The organism is Pseudoalteromonas citrea, assembly GCF_000238375.3.
GTDB lineage: Bacteria > Pseudomonadota > Gammaproteobacteria > Enterobacterales > Alteromonadaceae > Pseudoalteromonas > Pseudoalteromonas citrea.
The window spans coordinates 755,302-773,425 of sequence record NZ_AHBZ03000027.1 but is presented as its reverse complement, the minus strand read 5'-3'; the positions used below and the strand labels follow the sequence as shown (position 1 = coordinate 773,425).

The following is an 18,124-nucleotide window of genomic DNA, read 5'->3' as shown; positions in this document are numbered from 1 at the left end:
TCAATCAAATCTGACAGTTGTGTATGTGCCAAAAGCGAACGTTAATGCGTAACTCGTTTCTGCCCCAAAACGTGTTTAGTCGAATGCCTCAAAAAATAGCGGGCATTAGAAAGTTATTTTTAAAACACTGATCTTATGCCCAGTTGCTTTGTGTTTCTTCTATAGTCAATAAAACGACCCATTGGGTCGTTTTTATCCTTTCCATAATATCTACAATGATTAAAAATATATCTTTAGCAACAAGTTAGTTAGTGTGGTAGAACTGGTACAATGATAAAAATGACCCGTGGCTCGGTAGAAAAACGACCCAATGGGTCGATATTAAATTGTTGAACTAAGCCGCTACGCGGAGATCCTATTCTCAGCATTTGAGCCACACTTTCTCTGAGTTATTTCACAACTTAGAGGTCAAAAATGCATACACTCATTGAACAGGTCAAGGCAGAAATAACCTATCGAGGTTATTCACAAAGAACAAGTAAAAGCTATTGCGCGCACTTACTTAAACTCAGAAATTACTTTAATAAATCGTTGGATTTAATTACAGATGAAGAGTTGAATTCATTCTTTCAAGATCCGGCGATCCGCAAGCTTTCTCGGGCAAGCCAAAAGTTACAGATAAACAGTATTTGGTTCTTGTTTAAGCACATTTTACATCGGCCATTGAACTTAGATATTACCTTACCAAAAGCGAAGTCTCGAGCACCCATTTATTTATCTCGTAGCGACATACAACGGCTGATAGCAAGCTGCACAGATATGCGATTAAAGACGCTAATTATCGTGTGTTATGGCTGTGGTTTACGTATTGGTGAGCTATTACGCATTAAAGTTACAGACATAGACGGTAAACGAAAAACCATTTTAATTGAGCAGGGTAAAGGAGATAAATCACGTTACGTTGTTGTGTCAGAGAGTGTATTGAAGCAGTTACGTTGCTACTGGAGAGTGTACCGTCCATCAGGCTGGATGTTCTATTCTCGATGGCTTATGGACAAACCGATGTCGCCATCGAGCTTTAGAAAGTCATTAAGGAAGCAGTCACACAGTATTGGTTTGCAGCAGTAAGAGATTAAGATGACACCCAACCAAAAATTAATACCAAGAAATAAGCCGCGTTCAATCTGAAATATCGTTTGGTTAGCAGCAGTAAGAGATTAAGATGACACCCAACCAAAAATTAATACCAAGAAATAAGCCGCGTTCAATCTGAAATATCGTTTGGTTAGCAGCAGTAAGAGATTAAGATGACACCCAACCAAAAATTAATACCAAGAAATAAGCCGCGTTCAATCTGAAATATCGTTTGGTTAGCAGCAGTAAGAGATTAAGATGACACCCAACCAAAAATTAATACCAAGAAATAAGCCGCGTTCAATCTGAAATATCGTTTGGTTAGCAGCAGTAAGAGATTAAGATGACACCCAACCAAAAATTAATACCAAGAAATAAGCCGCGTTCAATCTGAAATATCGTTTGGTTAGCAGCAGTAAGAGATTAAGATGACACCCAACCAAAAATTAATACCAAGAAATAAGCCGCGTTCAATCTGAAATATCGTTTGGTTAGCAGCAGTAAGAGATTAAGATGACACCCAACCAAAAATTAATACCAAGAAATAAGCCGCGTTCAATCTGAAATATCGTTTGGTTAGTAAAATAAAATCAAGTAAATGCGCTATAAGCTCAAAAATAGAGAAAACTGAGCTCATACGTATCAATAAGGCACAGCTCTCCCGCCAAGCCATGGTGTGTTGTTTTTCTGAAGATTATCTTGATGGTCTAAAAATTAAGCAAGCAATTTTTCGCATTGTCGATAGTTAGCCCGCCGTTTTATTTCTAGGCTCGCACAATAATTATCAAGCTTTTGAGGCCGCCCTACTGCGCCGTGGAATACTTTGGTAAATTGCGTAGTGAGTTTTAACCAGTTTTCTGGGGCTATGTTGAGTCTGTCTAAAATTGGATAATTGATAGGGTTGATAGCGCCACGTTTGTCTGTTCGCATACATCGACCTGTTAACTCGACCAGTTCTAAGTATGACTTTAATTCAAACGGCAAACCTTTGGGCATATGTTTTCTGGGGCTACCTGCAAAACGCGCCAATTGTTTAGGTTGCTTGCCTTCTTTGGCATGTTCACAACGAGTTTTTACACTGGTGTAGTCTGAGGTTTCGGGTGTGTCAGCCATCTTTGCTCTGATTGGATTTAAATCGACATACGCCATACAAGCTGCCAGTGCCGCTTCATCGAGTAAGGCTTGTGATTTAAAGCGCCCTTCCCAAAATCTGCCTGTACAGTTATCTTCTTTATTCGCTTTTCGGGCAATACTTTCATTCAGTACCCGCATAAACCAACTGATACTCGCTAAACGTTCTCTAAATTGTTCAATATCTTTATTTAAAAAGTATTGCTGCGCTGAGTCTAGCCGCTCACCTTGAAGGTACTTGTGAGACAGTATGGTACCTTTAAATAGCTTATGCCATCTGATAATAATCGCTTTATCACTCAGTCTTTTAGCTTTTATATCATCGATATAAAGTACAGTGTGAGTATGGTTACTCATCACTGCATACGCACACACATCTATACAAAACACTTTGGCAAGTTCCAGCAGTTTGTCTTCTATCCACCCTCTTCTGTGTTCATACGATTGCCCTGTTACCTTATCTTCACCACACAAATAAGCACGGCGAACACACCGTGAAATACAATGGTAGTATTTGGTATCAGTTAAACTCACTTGTCTTTTACGTGCTGTAGCCATGAGAGAGCTGCCTATATTTTGAGCTGAATCTAAAAGATAGGCAATGAATGAAAAACAATCAACTTTGGATGGGTGTCAGTTAAAATTTCCTAATTCGGCTGAATAAGTGTGATTAACAAGGGATACTGACGGTCTAATTACCGAGCAACTTTGTCGTAATCACATTATCAATGTTGCCGAGTTTCAGCTAGTTTTGCTAATCGTAACACAGTAGTATTCATATTTTCCCTTAGCCAGATATTGCGAACGAGCTAGCAGCAGAGCTTGCTTAATTAAATCAACGGGTTAACCTGCTTAAGTGTTCGGGCTAGAAAAGTACGTGTGTGGTGAAAATATCATTGATAAATCAGCGAAAATTAGCTCTAATGGCACGATAAAACGTACTGAGTAATGCAGGGATGGCTTAATCACGAAAGACAAGCCGATAAAATAGGCTCGAGACAAGTTACGCCACCAAAAGCAAATTCCCACAGCATAAATAACACCAACTCTGACACACCGAGCAGGTAGCGGCTCAGTCCAACAAGCGATTATGCAGCAAAAACAACGTGCCGCATAAATACTAAATAGTTATGTGCTAAGGCACGAATATACAATCAGGAATTTTTATAATAACCAAGGAGTAGTTAGATGGTTCGATTATTAGCAGCCGCATCAGTTTTAGTATTAGCAGGCTGTGCAAGTCAGCGCCCAGACCTTTCTCAGGAAGAGTGGAAATTAAGGGAGTATAAAAATCATAATAAGCAAGAGGTTATAGCAGCAGCTCGTGAAGTTATTCGTCTCTCAGACCCTAGTGATGTTAATTTTGAAAACACGTCAGATGGGTTTAATGCAACTAGAACATCTATCGGTTTTTATGTTGTTGCAAATGAAATTGATGGATACTCATTTAATTTTGTAGCTCAGGAAAAAAATGGTGTAACGAGATCTCGATTAGAAATCGAAGAAACAGAGATAAACCAAAGCCTTTTAACTTTGGGCTTACCTGTTGGTAAAAATGGTAAACCAGATCATCCATATGTATATGAGCTATTTTATGCTCGTATGGCATATTTACTTGGCGATAAGGCTGAGTGGTACAGATGTGACGATGCTGTAAGTCGAGTTTCTGCTAGATATGGGTTGCCTAATGATGCAAGAAAGCTTGGAATGGCATCAATATGCGGGAAGTTTTCTGACGATAACATCCCTAATTCAACATCTAAAAAAGTAGATCTTTTCTAAGTTTACCAAAGCACATAACAAACTGTTTAATAAGGACAAAATTTGGCCCATTAACAATTTTAACTAACACCAATTCAATTTTAACTGACATATATGGACACTCCCGGTATGTCAAACAAAATAACTCTGGCGGTGTAGAATAAACTACCTCGTTTTTTCATTTCGTCGCTGCCACTGTTTGACGTTTGACCCATTTGCAATAAAGCGTTGCTCTGACATATATCCGGGCTTAACTGTTATTTCAGTGCCCCTAATGAGCTTCGAGCCTATACACCCTAATTTGAATACACCCAAGCGGTTTATATACCGTGCCTTTGCCGGGTTTTGTATAGGCAGGCTAGGCCTTTTTTCATCTAACTGTAGCGAACAATGATAGGCGATTGGCAAGTACTCTCAACACCCACTCGGGTTAAGTCACCCTTGTCTTTTACGAGCTGCTTGCCAATCTAACTTTGTATTTAAACATTACCTTGAACCTGGTTGCATGAACGTATGGGGCGGTAATATTCATTTTTTTGAAGTAATATCCACATTAATCTTGCCAGACGATGCGCCATTGCAACCGCAGCTTTATTCACACCACGCCTTTGCTTGATGGCAGTGACCCATAGGTTCAGGTCATCGTCTTTTTTATGCGCGTGGTTCACAACCGTTCGAGCACCATGAATAAGTTGTTTTCTGAGGTACCCATCTCCACGTTTAGTAATTGTGCCCAAACGATTTGTTTCACCAGACGCATATTGCCTAGGCGTAAGGCCAAGCCAGACGCTAAAGTCTTTCGCACTTTTAAATGCTTGCCCTTTATCGATACTAGCGCTAAACGCGGAGGCAATGATAGGGCCAATCCCGGGAATTGATTGCATAATTTCTGCACTGGTGTTGTGGGTATTAGTTTGTTGGAACAAGGTATCCATGAGTTTAATTTTTTTATCATAGTTTTCTAACTCTTGTTGTACTTCTAACAACATGAGGCGAATAACAGGTTGAACATCTTGTGATAAAAGTTCATGGATATGCTTTTTGAATACAGAGTATGCTTTGGGAATGTGAAACCCAAATTCGAGGAGTAAACTTCGAGTTTGATTTATACAGGCAGTACGAGTACTGAGTAGCCTTTCTCGTATTCTATGTAGACAAAGCACAGCTTGTTGCTGTTCACTTTTAATGGGAACAAAGCGAATGTTAGGCCTTCTACTTGCTTCATATATTGCCAAACAATCATTTTTATCATTTTTGTTACCACGTACAAATGGGGTAACATGTTGTGCAGGAATTAAATTAACTTGATGACCAGAATTTAAGCATGCTCTGCCCCAGTAGTGAGAGGATGAACAAGCTTCCATAACGACTTTACAAGGCGGTAAATTAAGGATTATTTCATGGAGTTTTACTCTAGAAACCCGCTTTGAGAAACAAGGTTTTCCGTGTTCATCAATTCCAAGAAGTTGAAAGACATTTTTTGCTAAATCGATGCTTAATATACTAACGTTATTCATGATGGATGCTCCTACTAACTATCGTTAAAAACACACCTTTAGTTTGGCGCATTGACGCCGATTTGGGAGTGTCCATCTCATCACCCAACGTAAATCTTATATATGTATTCAGTTTTGGGTTCAAAACGGCAATCACAGAGTAAGCAATTACTCTGTGATTCTTTAAAAATTTTGACTGACACCCACCCAAAATTGACGTGCAAAATAGGGTTTTTACGATTTAACGAAATAGTTAATTCAAGTGAAGAGACTATGAAATTAGCACGAACGAGCTATCAGCAGAGCTTGCTGCATTAAATCAACGGGTTAACCTGCTTAAGTGTTCGGGCTAGAAAAGTGCGTGCGCGGTGAAAATATCATTGATAAATCAGCGAAAATTAGCTCTAATGGCACGATAAAACGTACTGAGTAATGCAGGGATGACTTAAGCACGAAAGACAAGCCGATAAAATAGGCTCGAGACAAGTTACGCCACTAAAAGCAAATTCCCATAGCATAAATAACACCAACTCTGACACACCGAGCAGGTAGCGGCTCAGTCCAACAAGCGATTATGCAGCACAAACAACGTGCCGCATAAATACTAAATAGTTAGGTAACTATGACACCATCAACTCTTCGATTTTTTTCAGGGCTGGCATTGTTTTGCTTTTTGTCAGTTGTAATAATAAATATTTGCAGCCACTTTGGCATTGTGATTTTCAAGTCAATCACATTTTTTTTTCAAGCCTTTGTCATATTAATGGCAATCCCATTGGTAAATATGTGTAATAAAACAATGCCTAATGGTAGTAATGGTAATCTGGTTCATATTTTTTCAGCTACAAATGGTAAATATTTATTTGTATTGGCATTAATAACTATCTATGGATTTATAAACTTTTTTTACTTTATTCATAAAACGAAGCCATTTCCGAGAGGGGAAGCTCCTACAGATATAGTTAGCGGTATTTTTTCTTCACTCCAGATGGTTTTTGCGTTCTTAGAATATATTATTGCATCAGCTTTACTAAAAATCACTTATAAACAGAAGGTTACCTGATAAGTACCTAAACAAAAAGGGACGCAAAATAGCAGACGGAGCTCCTTCGTCGCTAATTTTAGCCTGCTATTTTGCGCCGGTTAGGCAAGCGTTATTTAATAAATACTCTAACTCGTTTGTGTCCAAAAATGAGTTAGAGAGACAGTCTGTTTTTCGCTTATAACTGCCTGTCCGGTGAAATATGAACCGATTCATCAATACTGTAAGATAAGATTTGAGCTACTACCACCCAGCCTCTTTTCACGTCTGCACCCTTAACGCTGATAGACAATCTCTCCATCGAGGAGCGTCATTTCAACCTGCGTATTTTTGATTTCCAGTGCGCTGCGTTCGAATAAATTCCTATCTAACACCACCAAATCTGCTAATTTCCCTAGTTCAATACTGCCGACTTGTTGGTCTTGACGCATCGCATAGGCACTGTTGATAGTATATGCTTCAATTGCCTGTGCTAGGGTAATATTCTGCGGCGCACGTGATATTGCATTACTCAAGCCCACGAAAGGATTAAATGTGCTTACATTCCAATCACTGCTGAGTGTCAAGGTTGCACCCGCATTAACCAAATTTTTAATCGGCACTAAATCTTGAGCGCGTTCACTGCCAATCAAAGGAATGGTTTCATGCCAGTGGCCTGGATCTGTAAAATCACCAGCTACTTGCGCATCGGCAATCACATTTAATTTATCAAAGCGCGTATAATCTTCAGGGTCAACGACTTCTAAGTGTGTAATGCGATGGCGCGCAGTGCCATTTGATGCATTTTCAATGGCGTTTAGTGCTTCGTGAATACCGCGGTCACCAATACCATGAATATTAAAGTCAAAACCAGCTGGCTCCAACGCTTTGATGTACTTTTCTAAACGGCTTTGCGTAAAATAGTTCAACCCTTTATTTTGATATAAGCCTAGCCAATTCGTGTGATATGGTTCATTCATAGCGGCGGTCGTATTCACTAAAATGCCATCCATGTAAAACTTCACTTGGTTTACTTTCAGTAAGCTATCAGAGCTACTTTTATATAGTGATTTTATCGTTGAGATTTGACGTTCATCATTCATATCAGGATAAGCCCATAACCCTAGACTCACACGTAATGTTAAGTTATCTTCTTTGGCAACACGCTGCCACGTTTCTAAATGACCTCGCTGCCAATAGGTACGCGCATCGCTAATTGACGTGATCCCCGCTTTATTTAGCTCTGGCATAGTGTATTCAATCAAACCATCATAATCTTGCTGCTTCGCATTTGTGAGCGACTGCATAGCTAATTCCATCACTTGGTTGCCCGCATTATCATACAAAATACCGTCGAGATTACCCGCCTCATCTCTGCCAAAAACCCCACCAACTGGGTCTTGGCTATTGTGGTTAATACTGGCCAGCTGTAATGCTTTATCGTTTACCCACATAGAATGTGATGTTTGCTCCATAATGATCACAGGCCGGTCTTTCACTGCCTCATTAATTACCGCGAGCGGTGAACTTTCCATTTCTAGCAACGTTGCTATTTCATGCCCATAGCCAATAAGCCATTGTGCATTGGGGTTTTGCACCGATGCATTATAAATCGCATCAATATACTCCCCCTCACTCGCAGATGAAGGCACGGTGAACTGCGTTGCTTGTGACGCTGACTCCAAGGGATGCATATGCACATCATGAAAGCCGGGCATCATCATCTTACCTTTAAGGTCAATAACGTGTGTTTTATCCCCTAAATACGCTTTAGCCCCTTCGCTACTACCAACGAAAATGATTTTATTCCCTTTCAATGCCACCGCTTCTGCCCAAGGTTGCGCTGGGTTTACCGTGTATACTTCACCATTGGTGAACACTTTTGTGGCAATAACTTGGCTAGATACTTCACTGCTATTTTTCACGGTGGGTGTGGTCACTGATTTTGAATCGCTACCACAACCAGCAATGGCACATGAAATAGCTAATACGGCTGAACTTAACATCATAGTGGATTTACTCATAGTTGACTCCTAAGGTGTAGCGATACAATATCAAGTCAGTGGTAACCAGAAGGTAACAGTATAGGCTAACTATGATCATATTATTGGTAGAAGATGACACCCTACTAGCAGCTCAAACTATTGACTTTTTAAATGCGGAAAACATTGAAGTAGACTATGCAAGCTCATTAACCCAAGCCAAGGGGATTGCTAATGGATCACATTATGATGCGATAATATTAGATATTAACTTACCTGATGGCACAGGGTTAGAACTTGCCAGTACACTACAAGAATATAGCCAAGCCCCTATACTCTTTTTAACGGCCCGCACCGAGCTTGAAGATAAACTCAAGGCATTTTCACTGGGCGCATTAGACTATATAACCAAACCGTTTGCCTTAGAGGAACTGGCTGTTCGCATAAAATTACTGGCACAAAAACATAATACAAAACCTAATAAAACATTTGAACTTGGCTCGTTATTTGTCGATTTAGATGCAAAATTCGTAAAACGTGCAGACAGAACGCTGATTTTATCACCTCAGCAATGGTGCCTACTCACACTTTTAATCCAACACAGCCCTAACCCCGTAACGAAAGATACGATTATTGCTACTGTGTGGCCAGAACAAGACGTTAATAACAATATGTACAAATCACTTATCACCCGTCTACGTAGTAATATTAGTCACAATAATGATAGTGAGTTATTACATACATTAAAAAAACATGGTCTTGCACTTAAAGAGCAGCCTTATGAATAACAAGCAATCACTCTTTAAATACCTAAGTGTGAGGCTTGGGTTTTGCGCATGCTTGGTCATGTTATTGTGGGGCGGTATCGCAAAAATTGGCTACGATTTTGCGCTGGATGGAACGGCCGCGCATTACCTTTTTTATGATGCCGAGCAAGCATCTGCATCGCTCGTATCACTTCCATATGCTGATGACTTTAAGCTCATAACAACTTCAGTGAATGAGTTACCGAGCTGGACAATATCGTTATGGGAAACAGATCAGCTGCCCATTAATACCGTGTATTTTGGTCATCACGCAACTGACGCAGTTTATGTACTGCCTTACCAAGCTGAGCATTCCAAAGATATTATTTTCGTCATGCATTATTTCTCTGAAGAGGAATCCCCGTCTATTTTACCGTTAGTAATCTTGATGATGGCGACCTTGACGGTATTATTTTTCTATATTATTGGAAAAGCCGCTTATCAAATCCGACAACAAACGCAGCAGCTAAACCAGCTAATAGCAAAGAATAAACCACATATAACGTTTAAGTTTATTGAACTACAAAATGTGGCTGAAGCACTCATCCTCGCTCGAGAATCTGAGCAACACACTCAGCACAAAGAGCGTATTTTTTCAGCCTATTTAAGTCATGAGGTTAGAACGCCATTGACACAAATCACCCACAGCTTATCTCGATTACAACAACTGGATGACTTACCTTTACAATCTCTCGATGTACTTGCACAACTCGAACAAGCTCACTCTACGCTCAGTGAAGTCAGTACCGCAATATTGGCACTATGGCATATCAATATACGAGATCTAACGCCTGTAAATGTCAGTGCAGTTTTGTATAATATGGCAAAAGTATATACCCCCCAAGGGCTGCAAGTGCATGACTCAATAACACATGAGATTTACATTGACGCGCACTTGCCCTTACTTAATTTATTGCTCGCACAAATCTATAGAAATGCATTACAACATGGTAGTGGCGTCCTCAAAGTAAAGGCATCGAGCACTCAACTTCGCTTTAAAAACTCTTATTCAGCAGACTCAAACAGCACAAAAGGTACTGGTTTAGGTTTGTTGCTCTTGAAACAAGTATGCGAAGCCTTACATTGGCAATATACAATCAATAAAGAGGGCACTTCTTACGAGTTGCTCATTACATTCTAGATACGTCAATCCTAACAGAGATAAGCGTCAGGGCTGATAATGAAGTATCTATTTATATTTCAATAGTCACCATCTGCACAATCGAACAGCACACATTATGATGTGACATCTAGCAAATAGGTTTGATTTCAACTTGAGTGAGAACCGAATTAGCTATAAAGCACAAATCATGCGCTTGGTGGTGTAATTGCATCTCTAATTGTTTAGACACAATGGTGTTGTCACCCCAAGCAATACTTGGTGCCAATAGTACATATGTCATCGCTTTTTTCCCGCGTGTGTCTAGAGCTAACGTGCCACACGCGTTATCAACATAAGAGTTAACTACAAGTTTTTGTTGAGCAGCTAAATCAAGAAAAAATAGCATGTGACAACTCGATAGCGCTGCAACAAATGCCTCTTCTGGATCTATATTATCCGCTTGTGAGTAAGGAAGGGGTACAATCGTTGGTGAAGATGACGCCTCTATACAGGTGCCTGTTGAGAATTGCCATTGATGGACTCTGCTATATTGCCTATCAATGAAAGTTTCTGTTGGTTTTTTATTCCACTGAATTAATGCTTTATATTGTGACATACGTTACTCCTTAAATGTGCACCTATCTTGCATTGGCTATCACATAATATAAAGCGATAATACGTCATTTAAAGATGAGCTTAACTCACACCTAAGCTCTCCACATGTAACAAAAGCAACACTAAAGCCTTGTATAAATTAGGCTTAAAAATATAGACTAAGTAATACATGATAAAAACTCACGCAACTATACAATGAGCAATCAATTTTCTTACTCGGCTATCCATACATTTACGGTCGTCACGCAAACATTGAGTTTTAGCCGAGCCGCGGCCACATTGCACATCACACCTAGCGCTGTGAGTCATCAAATGAAATTACTAGAAGCACATATCGGTGTGCCTTTATTCAAAAGGCAAGCAAAAGGGGTAGGGCTTACTGACGCTGGACACGCCTTAATGCACAGTGCAAACAAAGGGATTTCACTTATTCAAGCAGGCGTAGCAAGTAGCATTGCAGCTGCTTCACAACGATCATTACATATTGCAGCTATCCCCTCATTAGCACAAAACTGGCTGATCCCCAGACTATCACATTTTTATAAAGCCCACCCAGATATCAACGTCATAGTGCATGCCCAAGATCAATTAGTCGATTTTTCCACTGCACCTATCGATGCCCATCTACATTTTGGCGACGGATATGCACAACAAGCACATGCACAATTTTTAGCAAATGAATATATTTACCCGGTGTGTCACCCTCAACTCTTGTTGCAAAAAAGCAATGCTGATATTCAACACCTGATTGCGTCACACCCGCTATTACAGTATGACGCAGCTGTCGAAGATGCACCCAGTAATGTCTCTTGGCAAATGTGGTTAAAAAAGCTAAACATAACCACCAACCAACCCATGCAGCACCGTCACTTTAGTCATGTGACTTTGGCATTAGAAGCCGCAAAACACCAACAAGGCCTGGCACTTGCGTGGCATCATATCGTTGATAATGACATCAAACGTGAAACACTTGTGCGGTGTCATACACAATCCTTAAAGCTTGATTACAGCTACTATTTAGTAAGCCCTGAACAACCCGAGCCTCATTCTGATCTAGCTATTTTTGCAACTTGGGTGCGCGAACAATTTCAGCATATAACAGCTAATTATGAGGCAAGCACTTAACAGTGCTGAGCATGCCTCACAAACTCAGAATAAATAGAATCTTTTATCAGTCTGTCTGGCGTAAAGGCATAATAATGTTGATATACGTTGTCTATGGCGCCAATAGACCTCACATCGTAATGCCTTTCAATCTCATCTTTTACTAACAAAGGCGCTGCGAACAACCCAAAGCCTTGCTGGCCTAACGCTTTCATTAAGGCGCTATCATCTACATGCCCAGCAATAGAGATCTCAATTCCTTGCTCTTCTAACCAGTATTTTATTGCACTCGTCATAGGGCTCGATTTTGCTGGCAATATAACAGGCACATCAGCCAGTGATTGCGGATAACTTTCTTTCAATGTATCCAATGACGCTTTATTACCAAAAAAACCCAGCTGACTTTTACCAATTTCGTGGCAAAAAGCCTTAAATGGCAGCGAGCTGTCTAATGGTTTATCAGCTAACACCAAATCTAATTTATGTGTCGCCATTTGAGCTAAAAGCTCCGCTTGTTGTCCATCTACACAATGTAAGTTGGTGATCCGGTCATTCTCAATAAACGGGGAAAGCCACTTTGATACCAATGATTTGGGCAAGGCGTCTGAAATACCGACTCTCAACGTTCTCGATATGTGCTCTAAGTCACCTTGGGTCGTCTCTAGCCACTCTTCGGCAATTGCAAACATATCATCAGCGTACTGCTGCGTTATTTGTCCAAACTCAGTTAACCTAAGGCCACGTCCTTCTCTTAAAAACAACGCTTTACCCAAACGTTGCTCCAAGCTGGTTATTTGCGCACTAACAGTTTGTGGCGTTAAATGCAGCACTTTACTGGCATTAGCAATGCTGCCATGTTTACTCACCTGCCAAAAGTAATACAGGTGGTTATAGTTTATGTTTGTTATCATTCGCTTTTACCGATGATTAAATAAGAAATAATCAGCTTTTATCTTTCCATATACCTTAGTAGATTAAATGCATGCCTGCAATAGAGGCGCGACTAAATACACTTAATTTATATTTGGATATAGCTATGAAGCTAAAACTGACAATCAAAAATAAAGTAATGAATGCCGCGACAAGAATTAAACTGTCAAAGTTGGTATCAACTTACTTAACAAAGTATGAGACGAATATTCGAAAAGTTGACGTACAAGTCAGTGATATCACTCATGCTCAGCATACCGGTTTAAAGCTATGCCATATAAATTTGAGCTTACCTGGTTTGCCAGATGTATCAGTAAAAGCCAAAGGAAAAGATTTGCTTCAAGCGTTAAAGCGCGCATTAAATAACAGCCAACTGGTGCTAGACCAAAAATACAAGTTGTCTTAACTACTAAGGCATATCGCTTAGACAGACGTAATCAATAAAGCATCGCTTTACTCTAGTTCATGAAACCATACTGTTGTAAAAACAAAACAGTTATTCCCAAGCACTTGCAGCGGCATGGATGCCGCTTATTTCAATAAATACACACTAAAGTAAATCACCTTTTTGTCGATATATGATGTGTATTATCATATAAGGAGATTAAGGATGAAAATTCACCAACCTGTAACACCTTTACTAACCCAACCACCTTTGCCTTCACAAACGCAATCACCTCCAACTGCGAAAAATGATTCAACTGAGAATAGTCCCGTTGAAGCCGAGAGTAGCAAAAAAGAAGCTGGTTCATACCAACTTTCAGCGAGCGACAAAAAGCGCTTGAATAACGATGGCGAAGAAGAAAAAGTTGAGTCTAAAAAAGATAGTCTGCCACAGCATATTCAAAAAATGATAGAACAGATAGAAAGAATTAAAGAGCAAATAGAAGAGGAGGAAACACGCCTTTTGGAACTCAAAGCGCGTACTGACATAGATAAACAAGTTAAACAAGATATGGAATTACAGCAAGCCAGCTATATTGGGCAACTGCACACAAACTTGATGAGTATGGTCGAGAATGTGCGAGAAGCCATGAAAGAAGCAGGCATAACAGATCCTGGAGTATTAATCAGTGCACTGGCTTAATAACTAAGTTTTAAAAGCCGACTAGTAAAACTTTCCCCAACGCCATGCCTTCACGTTGGCAACTAAAATCAATGCGGCTGTCAGCTTGAGTTTGATACAAAAGCTCAAGCTTACGAAAAGGCGACGCAACAAATTTAACCGTTTTTATTCGTAAACTCATTTTGGTTTTTTTATCTAAAAATGCAAAAGCTGTCGCACTTAGCGCCTCTTTACTCGCATCGAGTATATCACTACTTACTAAGTTTTGGTGGATAGCTTGCTGTGCCTCTTCCGCAGAAATAACTCGAATTCCACTGGCCATAACGCAAGCTGCATAAACATCCAGTATGCCCACAGCTCTTATTTTTTGGCTTTCTCTATCTTCATAAACAGCCATCAAACAGGGAACTTTTGTTTCATCAAATGTTTGCGCATGAATCGGCTTAATACATAGCGAATCGTCCACCTGTTTATGGATCAACCTTTCAAGCTGGCTGAGTTTAGGTAATGCCAATTCACCATTGACTTCGATATCATCCAGTATGACTTCGTTTTCTTCTGCGCCTTGCACAAGCGGCAGTAATTGTTCATGAAGTTCATCATCAGTGAATGGCTTTGACAATACAAAGCATGCACCCGCCGCCAACGCTTGATCTATTTGTGCCTGCTCGTCCACCGTGGTGATCATCGCCACTGTAATATTAAGCTGACGTTGTTTGATTGCTTGTAATAGCACTAATCCTGACATATCAGGCATATGCCAATCAGTTAACACTATATCAGGCTTCCAAGTACCAATATATTGCAGCGCTGATTTAGCACTATTTGCTTTTTGAATTAATAACTTACGATAGCCGAACTTCTCTAGGGCACGCTTTACTATTTCTAAGGTTGCTTGGCTATCATCAACAATTAATATTTTCACTCGGCACAACTTTTATAAAAACTTGTTTTTTATTATAGGCATATTTTTCATCCATCACTAAACTGAATAGATATGATTGACAAAATTAACAATAAACCATCATTATGCCAAGCTTACAATTACCGATCACTGTATACCAATATTTAGCCATTAACTTCGGCCTGTTAATTCTGGCGATTTGGTTTTATATCTTATTATTAATTCTTCGCGAGTTTAGAAAGTTTGCGTCATCGGTTAGCACTGGCACTCACAACCCCTCATCACAGCAAAATGACGAAACGCTCGCTATGTGCCGAGAGTCAGTTGATAACGCACTTGGCTACATTAATGATCATAGCAATACCATTGCAGAGCTGGCTAAAATACAAATTGCTTTAGAGCAACAGTTATCTGACATTCGTAACTCGACGCAAGATCATATTACAGAACAAGAAGACCAATCTATTAAAGATCTAAACAAAAAACTCTCAAAATCTCACGCACTCATTCGAAAATTAAAAGGGGATTTGGATAAAAGCATGGATAAACTCAAAGTAACGCGAAAGAAATTATATGATCAATATGACACAGTAGAGTCATTACAAAAAGAAAAAGAAAAACTAGAAGAGAGATGCTTAGCACTTGAAAACGAAAATGGCCAAGCTAATTCATCTCCACAACAAATGCAAAAAATGGTACTTACGTTTGAACGTGAAAAAGCCGACATGATGGATACACTTAACAACTATAAACGTCAAATATCTGAGCAAAGCCAAGCTTTAGAACAACTTTCATTACAAGCGAGTAACACGGAAGATGGGCCTGAACTATCTGAGCTACAAGGGGAGTTAGAGCAAACAAAATCAGCCTTAAAGCACCTAACAAAGGAAAAAAAATTCATAGAAAGTCGATATTTGGAAATTGTTAAAACCCAGCAAGATAAATCCTCTTAACCCACCAACAGTTTTAAATTACACAACAGTAAAAACACACAAATAAAACAAATTGTTAACCTTGGTGACTTTTTATATAATAAAGTGTATTTTGTTCCCATGACTTTTAGACTGAATAATAACTAACGAGCCACGTACCTATTTTGAATAAACTAGTGAAAACATAGAAAGGATTCGGGTAAACAACGTATGAGCTATATCGCAGATACCAGTGCGCAAGATACACAAATAGAAAAGCCTCGCTCACTGAATAAAATTATCATTTTTTCATTTTCAATCATTGTAGCAGTCATTGTCAGCTACTTTTTTATATTACCCTCAGTGGTCAATTGGAGCAAAGGGAGCAGTGCAGTTCACAAGGATAAACTTAACATAGCAGCTGTAAAGCAAGGACTGTTTATACGAGATCTCTCTGTTCAAGGCAAGGTCATAGCAGCTCGTCGACCTATATTATATAGCCCAGCACAGGGTACTGTGACGTACTTAGTCGAAGCAGGGGATAGCGTGGTAACACAACAAACTATTGCCATAATCGATAGCCCCGAATTAAAAAGTGAATATAACCAACAAATTGCTAACTTAACTCGATTAAAGAATCAGTTAGAACGTGAAAAAATCCAAGTCAAAAAGTCAAATTTAGAGCAAGAAAACCAAATAGGCCAAGCACAAGTTGCACTCAATGCAGCCCAAAGAGAAATGAGACGCTCTGACGAAGCAATGAAAAATAAAATTATCAGTGACATTGATTACCAAAAAGCCAAAGATGATTTACAAAATGCCAAGCGTGAATACGAACACGCAGTAAAAGAAGTTGCACTAATTAAAGAAAGCCAAAAGTTTGAAATTAAAACCCGTGAATTAGAACTACAATCTCAGCAGGTTAAAGTAACCGAATTGAAGCGACAAGTTGATGGTTTAAAAATTACGTCGCCTGTAACAGGCTTGGTTGGTAATTTAAGTACACAGCAAAAAAACTCGGTTGCGAAAAACCAATCTCTTTTGAGCATTGTTGACTTATCTGAATATGAACTTGAAGTCCAAATCCCAGAAAGTTATGCCGATGATTTAGCTTTGGGAATGGAAGCTGAAATAACACTCAACCAAAGTATATATCAAGGCGAACTAGTTGCGATATCACCCGAAATAGCTCAGGGTCGCGTTCAAGGAAAAATACGCTTTAAAGATAAGAGTTTAACAGGGCTTAGACAAAACCAACGCCTGACAACTCGGGTTATTTTAGAACGTAAAAATAATATTCAGTATTTGCCTCGAGGCCAGTTTTTAAAAACCTATAATGGGCAATTTGCTTATGTCGTCAGCGATAACTCCGCAGTGAAAACCCCAATAAAAATAGGCTCGCGTAGCCTAGGTAAAGTAGAAGTGATATCAGGTTTAAAAACCGGCGATACCGTGGTGATATCTGACTCAGACATTTTTAAAGATGCACCCAGTGTACGCATCCTACAATAAGAGATAATCATAATGTTAAAAATGAAAAATTTGTCAAAAGCGTTTCTTACGGATGCAATTAAAACGCAAGCACTTCATCCCTTTGACCTTACTATTGAGCAAGGCGAGTTCGTCAGCGTTATTGGACCTTCTGGTTCAGGGAAAACCACATTTTTAAATATTGCAGGGTTACTCGAAGAGCACTCGGATGGGTTATATGAATTAGACGGACAAGATGTTGCGCAGTTTACAGATAAGAAAAAATCGGCCTATAGAAATGAGAAAATAGGATTTGTATTTCAGAGCTTTAATCTCATTCCAGAACTCAATCTTTATGACAATGTCGATATGCCATTGCGCTATAGGAAATTTAGCAGCAATGAACGACACAAACGCATTATGCAAGCGCTTGAACAAGTCGGCCTAGCGGGGCGAAAAGACCATTACCCAACCCAGCTTTCTGGTGGTCAACAGCAACGCGTTGCTATCGCCCGAGCCATTGCGGGCACCCCTTCAGTTATTTTAGCCGATGAGCCAACGGGGAACCTCGACTCAAAAATGGCAGAAGGCATTATGTCATTACTCAAAGACATCAATGCCGCAGGCACAAGTATTATCATGGTGACTCACGATAATGAACAAGCCGCCCAGGCACAGCGTATTGTACAAATTAAAGATGGGCACTTATCTGACAGCCCAAATATCCAAAAAGAAATCGCTTAAAGGCTTC

General features: G+C 39.6%; 17 protein-coding genes. 11 read left to right on the top strand and 6 right to left on the bottom strand.

All coding sequences use genetic code 11. The features are described 5' to 3' along the window. Positions 1 to 414: 414 nt before the first annotated feature. Positions 415 to 1,068 (top strand): tyrosine-type recombinase/integrase, encoded by a 654-nt coding sequence (locus PCIT_RS21325; RefSeq protein WP_192992836.1) that lies wholly within the window; start codon positions 415 to 417, stop codon positions 1,066 to 1,068. Positions 1,069 to 1,788: 720 nt separating this feature from the next. Here PCIT_RS21325 and PCIT_RS21320 read toward each other — a convergent pair. After that, positions 1,789 to 2,763: a transposase gene (locus tag PCIT_RS21320; RefSeq protein WP_010368179.1), complete on the bottom strand. Its 975-nt coding sequence runs from the start codon at positions 2,761 to 2,763 to the stop codon at positions 1,789 to 1,791. A 630-nt stretch (positions 2,764 to 3,393) separates the two neighbouring features. On the opposite strand from PCIT_RS21320, the gene PCIT_RS21315 reads away from it, so the two are divergent. Further along, the gene (locus PCIT_RS21315) at positions 3,394 to 3,987 is read left to right on the top strand and encodes a hypothetical protein (RefSeq protein WP_010368180.1); all 594 of its coding nucleotides are present in this window, start codon (positions 3,394 to 3,396) and stop codon (positions 3,985 to 3,987) included. 458 nt (positions 3,988 to 4,445) lie between these two features. Here the strand turns inward: PCIT_RS21315 and PCIT_RS21310 are convergent, their stop codons facing one another. Continuing rightward, complete coding sequence (locus PCIT_RS21310) at positions 4,446 to 5,483, bottom strand: IS110 family RNA-guided transposase (protein WP_192992835.1); 1,038 nt, start codon at positions 5,481 to 5,483, stop codon at positions 4,446 to 4,448. A 601-nt stretch (positions 5,484 to 6,084) separates the two neighbouring features. Between PCIT_RS21310 and PCIT_RS21305 the strand changes: the two genes are divergently transcribed. Next, on the top strand, positions 6,085 to 6,525 hold the full coding sequence (locus PCIT_RS21305) for a hypothetical protein (protein WP_010365274.1): 441 nt from the start codon (positions 6,085 to 6,087) through the stop codon (positions 6,523 to 6,525). A gap of 254 nt (positions 6,526 to 6,779) precedes the next feature. On the opposite strand, the gene PCIT_RS21300 is transcribed toward PCIT_RS21305, so the two are convergent. After that, positions 6,780 to 8,507 carry an amidohydrolase gene (locus PCIT_RS21300; protein WP_010365275.1) on the bottom strand — a complete coding sequence of 576 codons (1,728 nt, stop codon included), beginning with the start codon at positions 8,505 to 8,507 and terminating at the stop codon, positions 6,780 to 6,782. 71 nt (positions 8,508 to 8,578) lie between these two features. On the opposite strand from PCIT_RS21300, the gene PCIT_RS21295 reads away from it, so the two are divergent. Both PCIT_RS21295 and PCIT_RS21290 read left to right on the top strand, forming a co-directional pair. Continuing rightward, the gene (locus PCIT_RS21295) at positions 8,579 to 9,253 is read left to right on the top strand and encodes a response regulator transcription factor (RefSeq protein WP_010365277.1); all 675 of its coding nucleotides are present in this window, start codon (positions 8,579 to 8,581) and stop codon (positions 9,251 to 9,253) included. Next, positions 9,246 to 10,412, top strand: coding sequence for an ATP-binding protein (locus PCIT_RS21290; protein ID WP_010365278.1), 1,167 nt, complete (start codon positions 9,246 to 9,248; stop codon positions 10,410 to 10,412). Before PCIT_RS21295 ends, PCIT_RS21290 begins: the two co-directional genes overlap by 8 nt. 109 nt (positions 10,413 to 10,521) lie before the next feature. On the opposite strand, the gene PCIT_RS21285 is transcribed toward PCIT_RS21290, so the two are convergent. Then, the gene (locus tag PCIT_RS21285; RefSeq protein WP_010365279.1) at positions 10,522 to 10,989 is read right to left on the bottom strand and encodes an OsmC family protein; all 468 of its coding nucleotides are present in this window, start codon (positions 10,987 to 10,989) and stop codon (positions 10,522 to 10,524) included. A gap of 194 nt (positions 10,990 to 11,183) precedes the next feature. Between PCIT_RS21285 and PCIT_RS21280 the strand changes: the two genes are divergently transcribed. Then, positions 11,184 to 12,113, top strand: a complete 930-nt coding sequence (locus PCIT_RS21280; protein WP_010365280.1) for a LysR substrate-binding domain-containing protein — start codon at positions 11,184 to 11,186, stop codon at positions 12,111 to 12,113. Here the strand turns inward: PCIT_RS21280 and nhaR are convergent. Next, complete coding sequence (gene nhaR / locus PCIT_RS21275; RefSeq protein WP_010365281.1) at positions 12,110 to 13,003, bottom strand: transcriptional activator NhaR; 894 nt, start codon at positions 13,001 to 13,003, stop codon at positions 12,110 to 12,112. The two genes, PCIT_RS21280 and nhaR, sit on opposite strands and share 4 nt — an antisense overlap. A gap of 125 nt (positions 13,004 to 13,128) precedes the next feature. On the opposite strand from nhaR, the gene PCIT_RS21270 reads away from it, so the two are divergent. Together PCIT_RS21270 and PCIT_RS21265 are read left to right on the top strand one after the other, a co-directional pair. Next, positions 13,129 to 13,428, top strand: a complete 300-nt coding sequence (locus tag PCIT_RS21270) for a hypothetical protein (RefSeq protein ID WP_040698245.1) — start codon at positions 13,129 to 13,131, stop codon at positions 13,426 to 13,428. A 204-nt stretch (positions 13,429 to 13,632) separates the two neighbouring features. Then, on the top strand, positions 13,633 to 14,109 hold the full coding sequence (locus PCIT_RS21265; RefSeq protein ID WP_010365283.1) for a hypothetical protein: 477 nt from the start codon (positions 13,633 to 13,635) through the stop codon (positions 14,107 to 14,109). A gap of 10 nt (positions 14,110 to 14,119) precedes the next feature. Here PCIT_RS21265 and PCIT_RS21260 read toward each other — a convergent pair whose 3' ends face one another. Continuing rightward, on the bottom strand, positions 14,120 to 15,013 hold the full coding sequence (locus tag PCIT_RS21260) for a response regulator (RefSeq protein WP_010365284.1): 894 nt from the start codon (positions 15,011 to 15,013) through the stop codon (positions 14,120 to 14,122). Between the two features lie 104 nt (positions 15,014 to 15,117). On the opposite strand from PCIT_RS21260, the gene PCIT_RS21255 reads away from it, so the two are divergent. The 3 genes from PCIT_RS21255 to PCIT_RS21245 all read left to right on the top strand — a co-directional run bounded on the left by PCIT_RS21255 (position 15,118) and on the right by PCIT_RS21245 (position 18,117). After that, on the top strand, positions 15,118 to 15,945 hold the full coding sequence (locus PCIT_RS21255) for a hypothetical protein (protein ID WP_010365285.1): 828 nt from the start codon (positions 15,118 to 15,120) through the stop codon (positions 15,943 to 15,945). A 189-nt stretch (positions 15,946 to 16,134) separates the two neighbouring features. Continuing rightward, complete coding sequence (locus tag PCIT_RS21250) at positions 16,135 to 17,415, top strand: efflux RND transporter periplasmic adaptor subunit (protein WP_010365286.1); 1,281 nt, start codon at positions 16,135 to 16,137, stop codon at positions 17,413 to 17,415. Between the two features lie 12 nt (positions 17,416 to 17,427). Further along, a complete protein-coding gene (locus PCIT_RS21245; RefSeq protein ID WP_010365287.1) occupies positions 17,428 to 18,117 on the top strand; it encodes an ABC transporter ATP-binding protein in 690 nt (229 codons plus the stop codon). Positions 18,118 to 18,124: the final 7 nt, after the last annotated feature.